This is a genomic window from Paenibacillus piscarius, from assembly GCF_022234545.1.
GTDB classification, from domain to species: domain Bacteria; phylum Bacillota; class Bacilli; order Paenibacillales; family Paenibacillaceae; genus Paenibacillus_AQ; species Paenibacillus_AQ piscarius.
Genome location: NZ_JAIEUI010000032.1, coordinates 45715 through 61978, shown reverse-complemented (window position 1 = coordinate 61978; position 16264 = coordinate 45715). Strand labels below are relative to the sequence as shown.

Genomic DNA, 16264 nt, shown 5'->3' with positions numbered 1-16264 from the left:
CCTGGGAGAGTAGGACGCCGCCAAGCACACAAGACCACTGTTGATCACTCAGCAGTGGTCTTTTTGTGTGAATGGGCAGTGTAATGGGTAATGGCTGAACGTACCGGATAAGCGGAAATGAAGGACACAGAGGAAATAGTTGGATTCTGTACACTTGCTGGGGAAGAAGTGGGCGATTCCCGGACAGCAGTTGGATAAACAACACTTCATTCTTTCGATTTCAGCCAAAGTAACCGTAACGTGTTCCAATAGATGCTGTTAATCCAATTGCTTCAGCCGAATGCGCAGAAACCAGCGAAATAAGATACGTTAATCCAATTAATTTAACCAAAAATTCCATGAAGTAGGACCTATCGATGGGTCTGATAGAAGAGAACACGGTCAGGCTAATGATTCGACAATAGTATACTTGAGTCCTAGGCACATAGAAATAAAGGGATAGGACTGCGAAACCAAAAATTATAAAAACGCTTACAAACGAGTGACATTTTTGTTACCGACGAGGCGATGGTTCAAAGTATAATGGAAAAGTGCAAATATTAAGCAGATGCCTTAATACGAATGAACTACATTGAAATTCTGACCTGGAATTTTCTTGCGTCTTAAGATGCATGGTAGAGGTAAGGAGGATTTAAGGTATGAAGCGAACCCAACCTATATGGATATTCGTTATTCTTTGTATAGTCGGAGTCATGCTGGCTGGTTGTGGAACGAAAGAGCCTGCCTGGGAGACTTTTAACGGTGCGCTCAATGAGAAGGAATTCCCCGTCCCGAAGGAGGCCAGTTCTCCCGACCGGACGACGACGAATGTTGCCATGGATTATGTGCGGTACTCTTTGCCCGGATTGAAGGAGAAGAAGGGTATACCGGAACCGTATCTGGAGACTATTAATGAGTGGGGATGGGAGGAGCAGGAGTCTAATGATGATGATTCCGGAAGCTCCCGGGTGTTCAAGAAGGAAGGGAACATTGTACACCTGACAGTTCATGACGGCTACTTCATTGTAATGATCCCGAAGGAAAAGAAGGTCACCACGAAGGGCTTGAAGAGCCGATAAAAAATCGCCGTCCGGTATTGCGGATGGCGATTTTTTGTATGAATCCGCTGAATTCATAGGCTATGTATAGCTGATGAGGATTACTGGGTGTAGTAAGAGGCATCGGCCGCATTGAATTTGAGCATTCCGTCTCGGGCGGTACGCTTCAGGCGCACCAGGGTATAGAGCCGAGGCAGAAGCAGCCACAGGTGGCATACCGCCAGGGATGCAGTGAAAGCAGGCGGCGCCCAGACGATGAATAATGCGGCGATACATAGGCCGATCCAAAGGTTATGCAGCTGTACAGTGCGGAAGATTCCATAATTAATATACTGGTCAGGCATATATCCCGGCCAGGGCAGCCGCAGGGACCACCTCCAGCGCTTGGCGATCGGGTGTCCGGTAATCAGCAGCACCGAACGCGAGATAACATACTGAATCCACAGCATGACCGGTGCCGCTATAATCATGTACAGGATGCTGAACCAGGACAGGAAGATGCTCTCAAGGACCAGGCAGACGAGGGGGAGGGCCATATAAGTCCGCACTAAGGGCGCGGTAATATTAATTTTTCTGATTAGCTTGTATTGATAGAATGTTGCCGCACCTTTGCTATTGGGTTCCATACAGGGAATCCGGACCTCCTCAGAAGTGATCTTGTTATTAATATCGGTCTGTTCGTGCGTTTTGTTAAACTGCCGGGGCCGGAATCACCGATTGGGGAGCTGCCGAATATATATATTTCAGGCTATGAAGGGTTAGGAAAAAACTATGAAAAGGTTTAAAATGATAGAAGGTGTAGCATACTGTTCTTAAAAGAGTCAAGGTGGGATGATTATGGAACAGCAACAGCAAACGGAGACGGCCTGCATCATCTGCGGCCAGGAGAAGGAAGAAGGCATTGTGATTGTCTCACATTTCATCTGTGAGGATTGTGAGAGTGAGATGGTGCATACTGAGGCGGAGGACGCCAAGTACCGGTTTTTCATTGGGCGGATGAAGAAGATTAATCTCCAGAAGCATGCTTAACTCAAGCAGCTGTGTCTTTCAGAGGAATACCTATAAAAAGCGGGTGGTGAATCCGTGCCTTTGTTTCCTGCAAACCTGCAAACCGAAGAATTCTCTTAGCGGCTTCTCTGCCCTGACCGGGTGAGGGAAGCCTTTTTATTATTATAGCATGCTATGGCGGCGAGTTTATTGCAGTTTCACCTGCAGAACAATAGGCGCGGGGGTATATTTGCGTTAAAATAGAAGGGAACTCCAAGGGAAGGACAAACTAATGGACAAGCTACAGCCCGGAAGGGCACCAGTATATGAAATGCTGCAACAATATAGACAGAAGGGTAATATCTCTTATCATGTGCCTGGCCATAAGAATGGCGGGGCTTATCTGAATCCGGAGGATGCCGGGTTCCTGGCGGAAGTGATGCGCTATGATGTTACGGAAATTACCGGGACGGATGATCTTCATCGCCCGGAAGGGGTGATCCGGGAGGCGCAGGAGCTGGCAGCGGACTGTTATGGCGCGGAAGAGAGCTTTCTGCTGGTTGGCGGCAGTACAGCGGGCAATCTGGCGCTGATCCTGACGGTCTGCCCCGAGCCGGGGATGCTGCTGGTGGTGCAGCGCAATGTCCACAAGTCCGTCATCCATGGACTGATGCTGGCCGGCGCACGCGCTGTATTCCTGGAGCCGCAGATAGACCCGGGCAGCGGCCTTGCTGTCGCCCCGTCGCCAGAGACGGTGCAGGCTGCATTAGCCGCCTACCCGGAGGCTGCCGGCGTACTGGTCACCATGCCGAATTACTACGGCATGGGCAGTGACCTTGCGCCCCTCGCGCAGGCCTGCCACACCAGCGGTGTACCGCTGCTGGTGGATGAGGCACACGGGGCGCATTACGGGCAGCACCCGGCGCTTCCGCCCGGGGCGCTGGCCTGCGGCGCGGACGGCGTGGTGCAGTCCACGCATAAGATGCTGACGGCGCTGACAATGGGCGCCATGCTGCACGTGCAGGGCCCATGGCTCGACCGCGCGCTCTTGCGCCAGCGGCTGGCCATGGTGCAGAGCTCCAGCCCATCCTACCCCGTGATGGCTTCGCTCGATCTGGCCCGGCGCCTGCTGCACTGCCAAGGCGCCGCTGCCTTCACGGCGGGGCTCGCCGCCGTGGACATCCTGCGGCGCGGCCTGGCGGCGCTGCCGCGCTTCCAGCTGCTGCAGCCGCCGGCGCAGCAGCAACCCCCAGGCGGCGCTGGCAACGCCGCCGCCGGGAACGTGGCGCCGCCGCTGCGCCCGGCGGCGTACACGGCCCAGGACCCCTTCAAGGCGGTCATCTATGATGCCGCGGGGGTCCTGGGGGGCTTCGAGCTGCAGCGGCTGCTCGAAGCGAGGGGGATCGTGCCGGAGATGAGTGACGACCGGCACGTGGTGCTGGCCTTCAGCCTCGGCTCGAAGGCGGAAGAGGCAGCGGTGCTGCTGGAGGCGCTATGGGATGTTGCAGCGCAGAGTCAGGGTCATCCTGGGAACGCAGCCCAGGAAACATCATATACTAACAGCAGAGGAGGAGCCTCATCCTCCGCCGCCCAACATTCCACGTGGAACAATTTCAGTGTTCCGCAGATTTCGGACCCCGTTGCGTTCTCAACGAAGCCGGTTGCCGCAGGAGAGACAGAGACTATAGCGCTTGAAGCAAGCGCTGGCAGGATGGCGGCAGAGATGGTGATTCCCTATCCGCCAGGCATCCCGCTGCTGTACCCCGGTGAGCCCGTTACTGCGCCTATCCTTGACAGGCTCATTGCCCTGCGCGGAGGCGGGGCCAAGTTCCAGGGCTGTGCTGATCCGGCCTTGCAGCAGATTAAGGTATACCACATTCAGAAGGGCGGAGAAGGATAAGTGAAGCGAGAAGGGTTCTTTATTACTCTGGAGGGAGGGGACGGCTCCGGCAAAACAACGATACTCGGCAGAGTAGCAGCGTATCTGCAGAACCATTCCATGCCCTATATCATTACCCGCGAGCCGGGCGGAATCGAAATTGCCGAGAAAATCCGCTCCATCATCCTGGACCCGGCCCATACGGCAATGGATGCGCGGACGGAGGCCCTGTTATATGCAGCGGCCAGAAGCCAGCATCTGGCCGAGGTGGTTGAGCCGGCACTGGAGCAGGGAATTACGGTGCTCTGTGACCGTTTTGTCGACAGCAGTCTGGTCTATCAGGGCGTGGCCCGGGGGCTTGGCATTGAAGCGGTGCGGGAGATTAACCGCTTTGCCACAGGAGGGAGAATGCCGGACCTTACCTTCTATCTCGATGTTGACCCGGAAGTAGGCCTGTCGCGGATTAACGCCAATCAGAGCCGGGAAGTGAACCGCCTGGATCTGGAGAGTCTTGAATTCCACCGTAAGGTGAAGGCGGGCTATGAACAGGTCATTGCCGCAGAGAAACAGCGGATTGTTGTGCTTGATGCCAACCGGCCGGTTCATATGGTGGAGCAGGAGCTGGTTCAGGTATTGAAGGACAGGATTTTGAAGGATTTTTGAAAGGTTTTGTCTAATATAACGGTAGAGGTATAATGATTAGACACAGACCTGCAGCGCACCCGCTGCTGGCAGCTCTGTGATTCCACAATATGCAGGAGGGGATACGAGATGAATTTGATCATTGCAATTATCCAGGACAAAGACAGCAACCGGCTATCCAGTGAACTGGTAAAGGCGAATTTCCGTGCCACGAAGCTGGCCAGTACAGGCGGATTTCTCCGCGCGGGCAACACTACCTTTCTGATCGGGGTAGATGATATTCAGGTGGAAGCCGTTCTCACCGTTATCCGCAACAGCTGCAAAGTGCGCGAGCAATTGGTCACTCCTGTTACACCGATGAGCGGTACAACCGATTCCTATTTGCCGCTTCCTGTGGAAGTGCAGGTAGGCGGAGCCACCGTATTCGTACTTCCTGTTGAACGGTTCGAGCATTACTGAGCCTAAGGGGCTACAGAGCATAAGGGCGGTAGATATCCTTGAAGATTAACCCGGGCTACAGGCCCCTCAAAAGTGAATTACCGGCTACTGACGCTGAAAGGCGGCCCGTCGAACACAAAAACTTCAACGACGTCTTTCAGCAGCATGGCCAGCAGAAGACCATAGATGAGTTAAACCGCCAGATTAAGGATATCCAGCAGCAGGGCGACCGGTTATCCAAATCGATGACCGTCCGCGAACTGGCGATCTACCGGAACATGATCAAGCGGTTCCTGGAGGAAACGGCCCGCCGCGGTGTCATCCTGAAGGAGACGAAGGGCTGGGACCGCCGGGGGCGCGGCAAGCGCTATAAGCTGCTGGAGGAGATTGATGCCGCACTGCTGAACCTGGCTGATGATCTGCTGGACAGTGAGCAGGGCCGGATTGATCTCCTGGGCAGGGTCGGAGAGATCCGCGGACTGCTGATTAATTTTTCTTTCTGACAGACTTGGAGGAGCATATGTCTTTTGATGAAATATTAGGCCAGGAGGATGCCAAGCGTCTGCTTCAGAATGCTTTGCGCAAGGATGCGGTAAGCCATGCCTATCTGTTCACCGGCCCCGCAGGCAGCGGACAGGTCAAGATGGCGCTTACGTTCGCCAAGGCGATTTTTTGCACAGCGAGCAAGGATGATGCCTGCGGAGAATGCCTGGAATGCCGCAAGGTGGAGCATGGGAACCATCCGGACCTGACGCTGCTTCGCCCTGAGGGGGCAAGCCTCAAGATTGACCAGATTCGTGAACTTCAGCGTGTGTTCTCCTACCGCTCGGAGGGAATTCACCCGAAGGTTTATATTATAGAAGGCGCAGACCTGATGACGGTACAAGCTGCCAACAGTCTGCTCAAATTTCTGGAGGAGCCGCCTGCTCCGGCCGTTGGAATTCTGATTTCGGATAACAGCAGTGCGCTGCTTCCCACCATTCAGTCCAGAACCCAGCGTATCCCGTTCAGCCCGCTTCATCCGGACAGGATGCTCCAGGCGCTGTCAGGCGAAGGAGTCCCGGTGCCGCTGGCCCGGTGTGCGGTATCCCTAAGCGCAGGAATCGACGGATGCAGGGAACTTTTGGCACAGAATTGGTTTGCAGAAATGAGAAATCTAGTGTTACAATTAGCGAAGGAGTCTCTGGGCAAAAGCAGCTCCGCGGTAGCCACCGCAGGGTCTAAGCTGTTCAAGACCGGACTCGGTGAACATTTGGATATTCTTTTCAGCATGTTCCACTTATGGTTCAAAGATATGCTCTACTTCCTGTACCGAAAGCACGAAAGTATCGTTTTCATAGATCAGTTAGACTTTATTTCCAAGGCTGCCCGTCAGCGGAGTACAGAACAATGGGTGGCTTATATGGAATATGCAGCGGAGAGCAAGCGGAAGCTTCGTTCCAATGCCAATGCCCAGCTCTGTCTGGAGCAGTTCTTAATCCGGCTGGAAGGCTAGAGGTGAGGAACCGGGTTAAAGTTGATAAATCCTCAGCACCCTGGAAAGATCGGGTTTAACGGACGAGGAAGGACAAGCATGGATCATCAGGGAAGCAGTCTTGCTTAAGGGTTCCTTTACCGTCAAACAAGGGGGTTAATTTTTGTACAGCGTAGTAGGTGTCCGCTTCAAAAAAGCGGGTAAAATATATTACTTTGATCCGCTTGATTTCCCGATTGAACGCGATCAATGCGTGATTGTCGAGACTGCAAGAGGGGTCGAATACGGTAAGGTTGTCGTTGGCAAAAAAGAGGTGCAGGAAGCTGATGTGGTGCTGCCGCTCAAGAAGGTCATGCGTATTGCCGGTGAAACCGACGCGCGCGTGGTGGAAGAGAACAAAGGTGCCGCCAAGGATGCATTTACCACCTGTTTAAATAAAATCCGCGATCATGGCCTCAAAATGAAGCTCGTGGATGTGGAATTTACGTTTGACCGCAACAAGATTATTTTCTATTTCACGGCCGAGGGCCGCGTCGATTTCCGTGAGCTGGTCAAAGACCTGGCAAGCATATTCCGCACCCGCATTGAGCTCCGGCAGATTGGTGTGCGTGATGAAGCTAAGATGCTGGGCGGACTTGGACCGTGCGGGCGGGTGCTCTGCTGCTCCTCCTGGCTGGGCGACTTTGAACCGGTGTCGATCAAGATGGCGAAGGATCAGAATCTCTCGCTGAACCCGACCAAGATCTCCGGATTATGCGGACGGCTCATGTGTTGCCTGAAATTTGAGCATGATAACTATGAGAGCACGAAGGAAGAAATGCCGGCAGTAGGCAAAATGGTGATAACCTCACTCGGTGACGGCAAGGTTGTCGGAATTAACGCCGGAAGCCGCACCGTTCATGTTCAGTTGTTTGAAGTGGGCAAAGTTAAAGAACTTCCAATGGATGATGTGGTCGTCAAGTAAACCATTATAAGGTTACTTTCGGGGTGGAGACTTGGAGAACAAGAATATATTTGCACACATGCAGGAGATGGAAGCGCAGATTGATGAGATGCGCACCACGCTCGGCGATTGGAAACAGACGGTCAAAGAGCTGATGGAAGCTAATCAGAAGCTTAGTCTGGAGAATGAACAGCTGCGTATTATATTAAAAAGGGAAGCACCTTTGGATAAAGCCGCCCTTTCTGCTGAGGCCGAGGCAATTCTTGCGGCGGAAGGGAAAGAAGAGGTGGTCGGGGAGGGTTATGATAACCTGGCCCGGTTGTATCACGAAGGCTTCCATATCTGCAATGTCTACTTTGGACATCTGCGGACGGAAGGCGACTGTCTGTTCTGCCTTTCTTTTCTTAATAAATGAGGATATCCAGCCGTAGGAGATTGTCGCCTACGGTTTTTTTGAATGTAGAGCAGGCTATGCCACCGAAGGCATACGCATCACCATACGTTGAGGAGAGTACCATGACCCAATCATTTCATAATACATCCGTGCCCATATATGATGCAGAACGGATTGATGATCTGCTGACCCACAATCTGAGAATCATCCAGAGCGATGAAGTGTTCAGCTTCTCTATGGATGCTGTGCTGCTGGCCCGGTTCGCCAGTGTCCCGCCTCGCGGCAGAGTGCTTGATCTTTGTACAGGCAACGGGGTGATTCCTATGCTGCTGACGACGCGGACGAAGGCTGCCATTGAAGCGATTGAAATTCAGCCCCGGCTGGCCGATATGGCCCGGCGCAGTGTGGCGCTTAACGGGCTGGAGGAGAGAATCCAGATTCATGAGGGCGATCTGCGGGAGTTGCATAGCACAGCAGGATATGGCGTATATGATGCGATTACGGTGAATCCCCCGTATATGCCGCTGAACGGAAGCGATTTGAAGCTGAATACCCATCAGGCGATGGCCCGCCATGAAATCGGCTGTACGCTGGAGGAGGTCATTCAGGCCTGTGTACGGCTGGTCCGCACCGGAGGCAAAGTCAGTATGGTGCATAAGCCGCAGCGGCTGGCAGATATTATCAGCCTGATGCGCAAGCACCGGCTGGAGCCGAAGCTGATCCGCTTCGTGCACCCCCGCGCCCATCTTGAGGCCAATATGGTGCTGATCGAGGCCGCGCGGGACGGGAAGCCTGAGGTGCGTTTACAACCTCCGCTAATCGTATATAATGAGGACAATCAATACTGTCCGGAGATTCTGGACATCTATTACGGGAATAAAGAGGATATCCGCCAATGAATATACAATGCCAAAGCAGCTTTCAGAATAATAAGGAGGGAGCGGGGCCGGACGGTTGCGGCAAGCTGTATCTGGTCGCTACGCCAATCGGTAATCTGGAGGATATGACGTACCGGGCTGTCCGCATGTTGAAGGAATGTGACATCATTGCTGCAGAGGACACCAGACAGACACGCAAGCTACTGAGCCATTTCGAGATTACGCCGTCTCTGCTGTTCAGTTACCATGAGCATAATAAGGCAGCCAGCGGGCCTGAGCTGATACGCTATATAATAGAAGGTAAAAATCTGGCATTGGTCAGCGACGCCGGCCTTCCGGCGATTTCCGACCCTGGCGCCGATCTCGTCGTGCTGGCGGTCAGCCACGGGATTCCGGTCATTCCGGTGCCTGGAGCGAACGCCGCATTATCGGCTCTGATTGCCTCCGGCCTGCCTACCGCCAGCTTCACCTTCGTAGGCTTCCTGCCCCGTGAGCGCAAGGACATCCGTACCGTTCTGGCATCTCTGCGTTCAGCCCAGGGTACTTTACTGTTCTATGAGTCACCGCACCGCGTGGCCAAGACGCTGGCTCATCTGCTGGAGGCCTTCGGCAACCGCCGGGTCACGCTGGCCCGTGAGCTGACGAAGCGTTATGAAGAGTTCCTGCGCGGAACCCTTGAGGAGTGCCTGAGCTGGCTGGAGGATCATCCCCCTCTCGGAGAATATGTCATTGTCCTAGAAGGAGAGAGCAAGGAAGAAGCAGAGCTGGCCGAATCCTCCTGGTGGAGGGAGCTTGAGGTGGAGGCGCATGTCGCCCACTACGAAGCTTCAGGGGTAACACGTAAAGAGGCTATGAAAAAAGCGGCGTCCGACCGCGGCTTGTCTAAGAGGGATATCTATAACGCCCTGCTTGAGCGGGAATAGAGTAGTACTTTGGAAAAAGAAATACTTAAAGGATATAACTGGTTGTAAATTGTTGAAATTTATTTATATAATAGGTAACAGGCGGATGGGATTAAATAACTAAAAGAAGCACTCTTATCCAAATCCTCCATGGTGTGATGTTCCAACTATATAAAATTAATCCTTTGCCACTATAACTCCTGTCATGGTCGGCGAAGCCGCCATAAGGGTCTTATCATGGCCGGCGAAGCCGCCATAACGCGTAGCCGCCAGAGAGGCAACAGGCCTCTGGCGCCCCCCTCGCGAGTAAGGCCCTGAGGACGTACCGTTAGGGAGTCCGAGAAGGGCCGGTCTAGCGCCAAACCTTGCTTCCTTCCGCGCCAGCTGCAGGGGTCCGCCGAGCTTCCAGGTGTCCAGAGGGCAGGTGCCCTTTGGGGCCCTCCCCGTGGGGAGGGTTTGGGAGGGGAACCAGGGGGGAACCAGGGCAAAAAAAATACCTCCCGCACAAGCAGGAGGCCAAGGAGATATAAAAAGGTTAGAATTAACAATTGGATTAGTTCCTATTATACCCTATTTATCTTAGTTTGTCACAGGGGTAGGGATAGTAGAAATACATTCATGGCAAACAATTTTACCTTTGAAGTAAGTTACATTCTCAGCATTGCCGCAGAAGATGCAAGCCGGCTCGTATTTCTTAAGCATGATCCGCTCACCGTCCACGTAAATTTCGAGCGCATCTTTTTCTCCAATGCCAAGGGTGCGACGCAATTCAATCGGAATAACGACCCGTCCAAGCTCGTCTACCTTACGTACAATTCCTGTTGATTTCATCATTACAATCGTTGCTCCTCTCAATTTTCAAAAGCGTCATTATTCGACATTCTTCACTGTTTTATGATATTTATAATACCAACCATTCCCAAAACAGTCAACCTTTTTTGAGGTTAATTTTACGGAATCTTTTGCGGGAACATTTATTCCGCTGCGGAATAGGGAATTTCAATAAAAAATGCAGTTGAGGGTTTTTGTCGATTTGTCAGTACAATAATCGTCAACTTTCGACATTATATGACACTATGTCTTATAAAACAAGAAAAGGAGTTGAGCTCATGAGGCAGCCTTTGTCTGAAGAGAAGGTATTTAAGGACCCGGTTCACAACTATATTCACGTGCAGGACACAATTATCTGGAGACTGATTAATACCCCGGAGTTCCAGCGCCTGCGGCGCATAAGGCAGCTTGGTACCTCTTATCTGACCTTCCATGGCGCAGAGCACAGCCGGTTCTCCCATTCCCTGGGCGTATATGAGATTACCCGCAGAATCATCTCCCAGTTTGAACGGAGCGGCTATAAAGACTGGATGCCTGAGGAGAGACTGCTTACGCTGTGTGCCGCGCTGCTGCACGATCTGGGACATGGCCCGTTCTCCCATTCTATAGAAGAAGCTTTTGAGATGGATCATGAGGACTGGACCCGCCGGATTATTCTGGAGGATACTGAAATTACCGCCATCCTGCGCGATGTGGCCGATGATTTTCCGGCGAAGGTGGCTTCTGTTATCGCCAAAACCTATGAACATGAAATTGTTGTCAATTTGGTGTCGGGGCCGCTCGATGCAGACCGGATGGATTATCTGCTGCGGGACGCGTATTATACAGGGGTGAACTACGGGACGATTGACATCGACCGGATTCTGCGGATGCTGCGTCCGTATGACGGCCGGGTGGTGGTCAAAGAATCAGGAATGCATGCCATTGAGGATTATCTGATGTCCCGTTATCAGATGTACTGGCAGGTGTACTTTCACCCGGTAACCCGCAGCTCGGAGATTATTCTCCGGCAGATCCTCCGCAGGGCCAAGGAGCTGGTGCTGGAGGGACATGCCTTCCGGTTCATGATTGAGCCCTTAAGCGACCTGTTCAGCGGAGAGGTGTCGGTGGCCCAGTACCTGTTGCTCGATGAGGCGCTGATGCAGACGGCCTTCATGCAGTGGACGCTGGAGGAGGACCCGGTGCTGAGCGATCTGTGCAGCCGGTTTATTCACCGCAGGCTGTATAAATATGTAGAGATGGAGCATCTCGATTCGGGGACGATTGAGGAGATCCGCCGCAGCTTCGCAGCAGCCGGACTGCGCGCCGATTATGATCTGGAGATTGATTATCCCACGGATCTTCCTTATGATGTGTTCCGTCCGGGCGACGGATTCGACAGCAAACAGATTCTGCTGCTGGACTGGCAGGAGCGGCTGCGGGAGATCTCCGAGGTCTCGGATATTGTCCGCTCGATCAGCGGGATACACCGCGGCAGATATCACCTGTATTTTCCCCAGGATAAAGTACAGAAAGCCCTTCCGCAGCTGCCGGCAACGATATCAGAAATCTTCGCCAGGTAAACGCTTAAACTTAATCTATACTATAGAAACTCGGGCAGAAAGGATGTTCATAAAATGCAGTTATTCGACACACATACCCACCTGGATGCGCCGCAATTCGACGAAGACCGCGAAGAGGTAATCGCCCGGGCGCTGGCCTCCGGAGTCAGCAAAATGATCAACATTGGCTTCAACCGGGAGACGATTCCGACCACGATGCAGCTCGCAGAGCAATATGATTATATTTATGCAGCGGTGGGCTGGCATCCCCAGGATGCGGTCAGTATGAAGGACGGGGACCTGGAATGGATCGCTTCCCTGTGCGCCCATCCCAAGGTCGTTGCCATCGGTGAGATCGGGCTGGATTACTACTGGGATACCTCCCCGAAGGACGTGCAGCATGACGTATTCCGCAAGCAGATCGGCCTGGCGCGTGAGCTGAACATGCCAATCAGTATTCACAACCGCGATGCTCATGAGGATGTTGTCCGCATACTACGCGAGGAAAAAGCGAATGAGGTGGGAGGCGTGATGCATTCCTTCTCCGGGAGCTGGGAGACTGCCAAGATGTGTCTGGATCTGGGCTTCCATCTGTCCTTCGGGGGACCGATTACATTCAAGAACGCCAGGGTGCCCAAAGAGGTGCTTGCCCAGACTCCGCTGGACCGGCTTCTGATCGAAACGGACTCGCCATACCTGACACCGCACCCGTTCCGGGGTAAGCGAAATGAGTCCGCTCATGTGAGATTGGTAGCCGAGGCAGCTGCGGAAATAAAAGGCTTGGAATTACAGGAATTGGCTGAAATTACGTATGCGAACGCACTGGAACGATTTGGGATTGTCTGAAAAAGCGAGTAAAAGCGGTCAAAAATGAAGTATAGCCGATATATTAAACTTTTTTGATCGAAAAACAGCTGAATATTACAATATTTTAATGATTTTTTTACGTAAACGTGGTTGAATCGTCCTTTACAACATGCATCAAAACAGGATATCATCTTTTCAGTGCAGTGAGCTGTTGTTACAGTGACAGCCACTTATTCATGGATCGTCTCGCTTAATCTCCGTATGGAGAACGGGGGAACCGATAATTAATCTGCCGCATGAACGTACCTAGCACAGCACAGAATTGCCGCAGACAATTATTTGATTTCTTCACGTGGTCTTTGGGGTGAATTTAAGGGCAACCGCCGTGAGCGGGTGACCTGAGATAGGGCATCTCTCTTATGCCCGAACCCGACAGCTAACCCCGTAAGCGTAAGTAAGAGAGGAAACCTCGTGCAGAGCCGCCTGTATTCGACACCGGAGAAGCCACGAAAGAGTCCTCTATGAACTCTTTCTAGGCTTTTTTTGTTTTGAATAATGCGGAGACTCCAGGCATACTGTTGTATAACAGAGCTATGGGGTCACCATGCCGAGAGGCGATCCATGAGCAGGAGACGCTGAAGCAATGCGGGCGTATCCTGTTGTAATCTCAAACCTAGTTTCGTCAGAAGTGATTCAGTCACCTTGATATACTTAGACGACGGGGCTATGTAAGGAGGATGGAGAGAGTGGGCGTATTCCAACCTGAGGTATCCCATGATTCGCAATCATCCAGCAGGTCTTTCGCATTACGTTGGAAGCAGTTTAATCCCCGTGTATTATTGCTTGCCGGCGTGACATCTATTGTGATCGCACTGTTCATTCTGCTGTACGTACACAGTCAGAGCAAGAAGGAAATCACACTAGTGATAGACGGACAGGTACAGACTCTGGAGACGCGCGAGGCGCTGCTCAGTGATGTGCTGGCCAAAGAACAGATTTCGCTCCAGGCGCATGATAAAGTATCATTTGCCCTTAGTGATGAGATAAAGGACGGCGACCGAGTCGTAATTAACACCGCGCAGAGGTTCATCCTTACGGTGGACGGCAAGACAAAAGTATTGTTCACGACCGAGGATACCATTGGTCAGGCAATCGGCAAACTGGGCTACAGCCTGGAAGGCTTAGACAAGATTTACCCTTCGATAGACACCGCAGTATCTGCCGACATGAAAGTCAAGATTGTCCGGGTTAACAAGCAAGTCGTCCAACGGACTACGAATTTGCCTTTCCGGGTAATTAAGACAGCAGACCCCTCATTAACCAAGGGAACCGTTCGAGTGGCACAGGCAGGCAAGCCGGGCGTTATGATCCAGCACATCGAGAAGATCTATCATGATGGCGAGCTGGCATCCATGCGCATGATCGGCAAGGAGGTACACACAGTCACCAAAGATAAAGTGATTGCGGTGGGAACCAAACCTCTTCCGAAGCCTGTAGTCGTTGCTGCCAAAACTTCCAAATCTACAGTAGCCTCCAAAACATCCAAAGTTAGCGCTAAGGCGAACAATGTAACCAGCAAGGCTGGCGTAAATTTTGAATATAAGCGTATGATCAAAAATGTATCGATGACGGCATATTCCTCACAGGAGCCGGGTATCGGCACACGTACTGCGTCCGGCACACGCGTGACCGAAGGACGTACGATTGCGGTTGATCCGAATGTAATACCGATTGGCTGGTGGGTGTACATTGAAGGATTAGGGTTTCGCCGAGCAGAGGATACCGGCGGTGCCATCAAAGGCAACAAGGTGGATGTCTATTACGATTCACTGAGCCATGCGCGTAATTTCGGCCGGAAGTCACGGACCCTCTATGTCATCGGACCAGTGAAGCCGGAGCTGGATTAGCGCGGGACTTTTGCAAATTAGCGGTTTATAGGATATAGTGAGGGAAGCACTATCGAAACTTGAGAGCTGCCGCTCATCACTTATACATTCTTTAGCCAAAAAGAAGGGGAGCGAATCCTCTTCTTTTTGCGTTCTGAAGTAAGGAGTCAACCTATCGATGATCAAGGAATTAATTGTTGTGGAAGGCAAAAGCGACACCGTGGCCGTTAAGCGTGCAGTCGAGGCCGATACCATTGAAACCGGCGGCTCCGCCGTAGACCGGAAGGTCATTGCCAAGATTGCGCTGGCTATGGAGCGCAGGGGCGTCATCATTCTGACCGACCCTGACCATGCCGGAGAGCGTATCCGCAAAATCGTCTCCTCCAAGGTGCCGGGCTGCAAGCACGCCTTCATCCCGGAGAAGGATGCGACCCGCAAGGGGGATATCGGCGTGGAGAACGCTTCGCCTGAAGCGATCCGTCATGCGCTGGAGCATGTCCATACTTCCTTTGAGGGCGCTCCGGCCGTGATCGGAATGGACGAGCTTATGGCTGCCGGGCTGATGGTGCATCCCCGTGCGGCCGAGCGGAGAATGCAGCTTGGCAATCTGCTGGGCATCGGATATTGCAACGGCAAGCAGCTGTACAAACGTCTGGCGATGTTCAGCATCTCGCGCGAGGAATTCGCGCGGGCACTCGCCCAAATTGACGAGGGAGGCATCACTTTATGAGTGGCATTGACCATATTTCATCTCCGACCCGAACCAAAGCGATCATTGCGCGCTACGGCTTCTCGTTCAAAAAAAGCCTCGGCCAGAACTTCCTGATCGATCAGAATATTCTGGAGAAAATTGTGGATGCAGCCGGCCTGGATAAGGCAGCGGGTGCACTTGAGATCGGACCGGGGATCGGCGCTCTGACCGAAAAACTGGCGATGACAGCCGGAGCCGTGACAGCGGTGGAGATCGACCGCAGGCTGATTCCGATCCTGAGGGATGTATTGTCTCCTTACCCCCATGTGAAGATCCGTAACGACGATGTGCTGCAGGTGAATCTGCAGGAGCTGTTCGCGGAGGATTTCGCCGGCAGGGACCGGGTCAGCGTTGTGGCGAATCTGCCGTATTATGTGACAACCCCGATTCTGATGAAGCTGCTGGAAGAGAAGCTTCCGCTGGAGCATATCGTGGTCATGATCCAGAAGGAGGTTGCCGAGCGCATGGCGGCCGCGCCGGGCGGCAAGGAGTACGGAAGCCTCAGCATTGCCGTGCAGTACTACAGCGAGCCTGAGCTGGTCTGCATTGTGCCCCGCACGGTCTTCATACCCCAGCCGAACGTCGAATCGGCGGTAATCCGTCTGAAGGTCAGAGAACGTCCTCCGGTTGAGGTAGCGGATGAGCAGCATTTCTTCGGCGTCGTCCAGGCTGCCTTCACCCAGCGGCGCAAGACGATTGCGAACAATCTCAAAGCCCGCTTCTTCCCCGGAGAGGGGCGGGAGCGGCTGGAGGCCCTCCTGGCTGAAGCCGGCATTGAACCGTCCCGCCGCGGCGAGACGCTGAGCATTGAGGAGTATGCCCGCCTTAGTGCGGTGCTGCTGGCTGCCGGAATATCATAAATCCCCCCGGAGGA

18 protein-coding genes and 1 riboswitch are annotated in these 16264 nt (G+C 53.0%); of the genes, 16 read left to right on the top strand and 2 right to left on the bottom strand.

Annotated features, from left to right (window positions below; genetic code table 11):
• The first annotated feature begins 638 nt into the window (after positions 1-638).
• A complete protein-coding gene (locus K1558_RS30820) occupies positions 639-1058 on the top strand; it encodes a hypothetical protein (protein ID WP_238655786.1) in 420 nt (139 codons plus the stop codon).
• Between the two features lie 80 nt (positions 1059-1138).
• On the opposite strand, the gene K1558_RS30815 is transcribed toward K1558_RS30820, so the two are convergent.
• Complete coding sequence (locus tag K1558_RS30815) at positions 1139-1663, bottom strand: hypothetical protein (protein WP_238655785.1); 525 nt, start codon at positions 1661-1663, stop codon at positions 1139-1141.
• A gap of 211 nt (positions 1664-1874) precedes the next feature.
• On the opposite strand from K1558_RS30815, the gene K1558_RS30810 reads away from it, so the two are divergent.
• From K1558_RS30810 to rsmI, 10 genes are all read left to right on the top strand, one after another.
• On the top strand, positions 1875-2066 hold the full coding sequence (locus K1558_RS30810) for a sigma factor G inhibitor Gin (protein WP_238655784.1): 192 nt from the start codon (positions 1875-1877) through the stop codon (positions 2064-2066).
• A 250-nt stretch (positions 2067-2316) separates the two neighbouring features.
• A complete protein-coding gene (locus tag K1558_RS30805) occupies positions 2317-3924 on the top strand; it encodes an aminotransferase class I/II-fold pyridoxal phosphate-dependent enzyme (RefSeq protein WP_238655783.1) in 1608 nt (535 codons plus the stop codon).
• Positions 3925-4566, top strand: a complete 642-nt coding sequence (gene tmk, locus K1558_RS30800; RefSeq protein ID WP_238655782.1) for a dTMP kinase — start codon at positions 3925-3927, stop codon at positions 4564-4566.
• Between the two features lie 108 nt (positions 4567-4674).
• Entirely contained in the window at positions 4675-5004 is a 330-nt protein-coding gene (locus K1558_RS30795) for a cyclic-di-AMP receptor (RefSeq protein ID WP_238655781.1), read from the top strand.
• 38 nt (positions 5005-5042) lie between these two features.
• On the top strand, positions 5043-5486 hold the full coding sequence (locus tag K1558_RS30790; protein ID WP_238655780.1) for a YaaR family protein: 444 nt from the start codon (positions 5043-5045) through the stop codon (positions 5484-5486).
• A gap of 17 nt (positions 5487-5503) precedes the next feature.
• On the top strand, positions 5504-6478 hold the full coding sequence (gene holB / locus K1558_RS30785; protein ID WP_238655779.1) for a DNA polymerase III subunit delta': 975 nt from the start codon (positions 5504-5506) through the stop codon (positions 6476-6478).
• A 142-nt stretch (positions 6479-6620) separates the two neighbouring features.
• Positions 6621-7421, top strand: a complete 801-nt coding sequence (locus K1558_RS30780; RefSeq protein ID WP_238655778.1) for a PSP1 domain-containing protein — start codon at positions 6621-6623, stop codon at positions 7419-7421.
• 31 nt (positions 7422-7452) lie between these two features.
• A complete protein-coding gene (gene yabA, locus K1558_RS30775; protein ID WP_238655777.1) occupies positions 7453-7815 on the top strand; it encodes a DNA replication initiation control protein YabA in 363 nt (120 codons plus the stop codon).
• A 101-nt stretch (positions 7816-7916) separates the two neighbouring features.
• Positions 7917-8693: a tRNA1(Val) (adenine(37)-N6)-methyltransferase gene (locus K1558_RS30770; RefSeq protein ID WP_238655776.1), complete on the top strand. Its 777-nt coding sequence runs from the start codon at positions 7917-7919 to the stop codon at positions 8691-8693.
• Positions 8690-9595, top strand: coding sequence for a 16S rRNA (cytidine(1402)-2'-O)-methyltransferase (rsmI, locus tag K1558_RS30765; RefSeq protein ID WP_238655775.1), 906 nt, complete (start codon positions 8690-8692; stop codon positions 9593-9595). Before K1558_RS30770 ends, rsmI begins: the two co-directional genes overlap by 4 nt.
• Before the next feature lie 558 nt (positions 9596-10153).
• Here the strand turns inward: rsmI and K1558_RS30760 are convergent.
• Positions 10154-10408, bottom strand: coding sequence for an AbrB/MazE/SpoVT family DNA-binding domain-containing protein (locus K1558_RS30760; protein ID WP_042123095.1), 255 nt, complete (start codon positions 10406-10408; stop codon positions 10154-10156).
• Positions 10409-10683: 275 nt separating this feature from the next.
• On the opposite strand from K1558_RS30760, the gene K1558_RS30755 reads away from it, so the two are divergent.
• From K1558_RS30755 to rsmA, 5 genes are all read left to right on the top strand, one after another.
• Complete coding sequence (locus K1558_RS30755) at positions 10684-11967, top strand: HD domain-containing protein (protein ID WP_238655774.1); 1284 nt, start codon at positions 10684-10686, stop codon at positions 11965-11967.
• Between the two features lie 54 nt (positions 11968-12021).
• On the top strand, positions 12022-12792 hold the full coding sequence (locus K1558_RS30750; protein WP_238655773.1) for a TatD family hydrolase: 771 nt from the start codon (positions 12022-12024) through the stop codon (positions 12790-12792).
• Between the two features lie 198 nt (positions 12793-12990).
• Positions 12991-13219, top strand: a riboswitch (cyclic di-AMP (ydaO/yuaA leader).
• A gap of 280 nt (positions 13220-13499) precedes the next feature.
• Positions 13500-14660: a 3D domain-containing protein gene (locus K1558_RS30745; RefSeq protein ID WP_238655772.1), complete on the top strand. Its 1161-nt coding sequence runs from the start codon at positions 13500-13502 to the stop codon at positions 14658-14660.
• A 157-nt stretch (positions 14661-14817) separates the two neighbouring features.
• Positions 14818-15369 (top strand): ribonuclease M5, encoded by a 552-nt coding sequence (rnmV, locus tag K1558_RS30740; RefSeq protein ID WP_238655771.1) that lies wholly within the window; start codon positions 14818-14820, stop codon positions 15367-15369.
• Positions 15366-16250, top strand: a complete 885-nt coding sequence (rsmA, locus tag K1558_RS30735; protein WP_238655770.1) for a 16S rRNA (adenine(1518)-N(6)/adenine(1519)-N(6))-dimethyltransferase RsmA — start codon at positions 15366-15368, stop codon at positions 16248-16250. The genes rnmV and rsmA overlap by 4 nt, the downstream gene beginning before the upstream one ends.
• Positions 16251-16264: the final 14 nt, after the last annotated feature.

What these genes read in the sequence shown, in the direction of transcription:
- K1558_RS30760 (WP_042123095.1), bottom strand. Translation starts at nt 10,408, where the DNA reads ATGATGAAATCAACAGGAATTGTACGTAAGGTAGACGAGCTTGGACGG.
- rsmA (WP_238655770.1), top strand. Translation starts at nt 15,366, where the DNA reads ATGAGTGGCATTGACCATATTTCATCTCCGACCCGAACCAAAGCGATC.
- K1558_RS30810 (WP_238655784.1), top strand. Translation starts at nt 1,875, where the DNA reads ATGGAACAGCAACAGCAAACGGAGACGGCCTGCATCATCTGCGGCCAG.
- K1558_RS30755 (WP_238655774.1), top strand. Translation starts at nt 10,684, where the DNA reads ATGAGGCAGCCTTTGTCTGAAGAGAAGGTATTTAAGGACCCGGTTCAC.
- holB (WP_238655779.1), top strand. Translation starts at nt 5,504, where the DNA reads ATGTCTTTTGATGAAATATTAGGCCAGGAGGATGCCAAGCGTCTGCTT.
- K1558_RS30820 (WP_238655786.1), top strand. Translation starts at nt 639, where the DNA reads ATGAAGCGAACCCAACCTATATGGATATTCGTTATTCTTTGTATAGTC.
- K1558_RS30805 (WP_238655783.1), top strand. Translation starts at nt 2,317, where the DNA reads ATGGACAAGCTACAGCCCGGAAGGGCACCAGTATATGAAATGCTGCAA.
- rnmV (WP_238655771.1), top strand. Translation starts at nt 14,818, where the DNA reads ATGATCAAGGAATTAATTGTTGTGGAAGGCAAAAGCGACACCGTGGCC.
- K1558_RS30815 (WP_238655785.1), bottom strand. Translation starts at nt 1,663, where the DNA reads ATGGAACCCAATAGCAAAGGTGCGGCAACATTCTATCAATACAAGCTA.
- K1558_RS30770 (WP_238655776.1), top strand. Translation starts at nt 7,917, where the DNA reads ATGACCCAATCATTTCATAATACATCCGTGCCCATATATGATGCAGAA.
- K1558_RS30750 (WP_238655773.1), top strand. Translation starts at nt 12,022, where the DNA reads ATGCAGTTATTCGACACACATACCCACCTGGATGCGCCGCAATTCGAC.
- rsmI (WP_238655775.1), top strand. Translation starts at nt 8,690, where the DNA reads ATGAATATACAATGCCAAAGCAGCTTTCAGAATAATAAGGAGGGAGCG.
- K1558_RS30795 (WP_238655781.1), top strand. Translation starts at nt 4,675, where the DNA reads ATGAATTTGATCATTGCAATTATCCAGGACAAAGACAGCAACCGGCTA.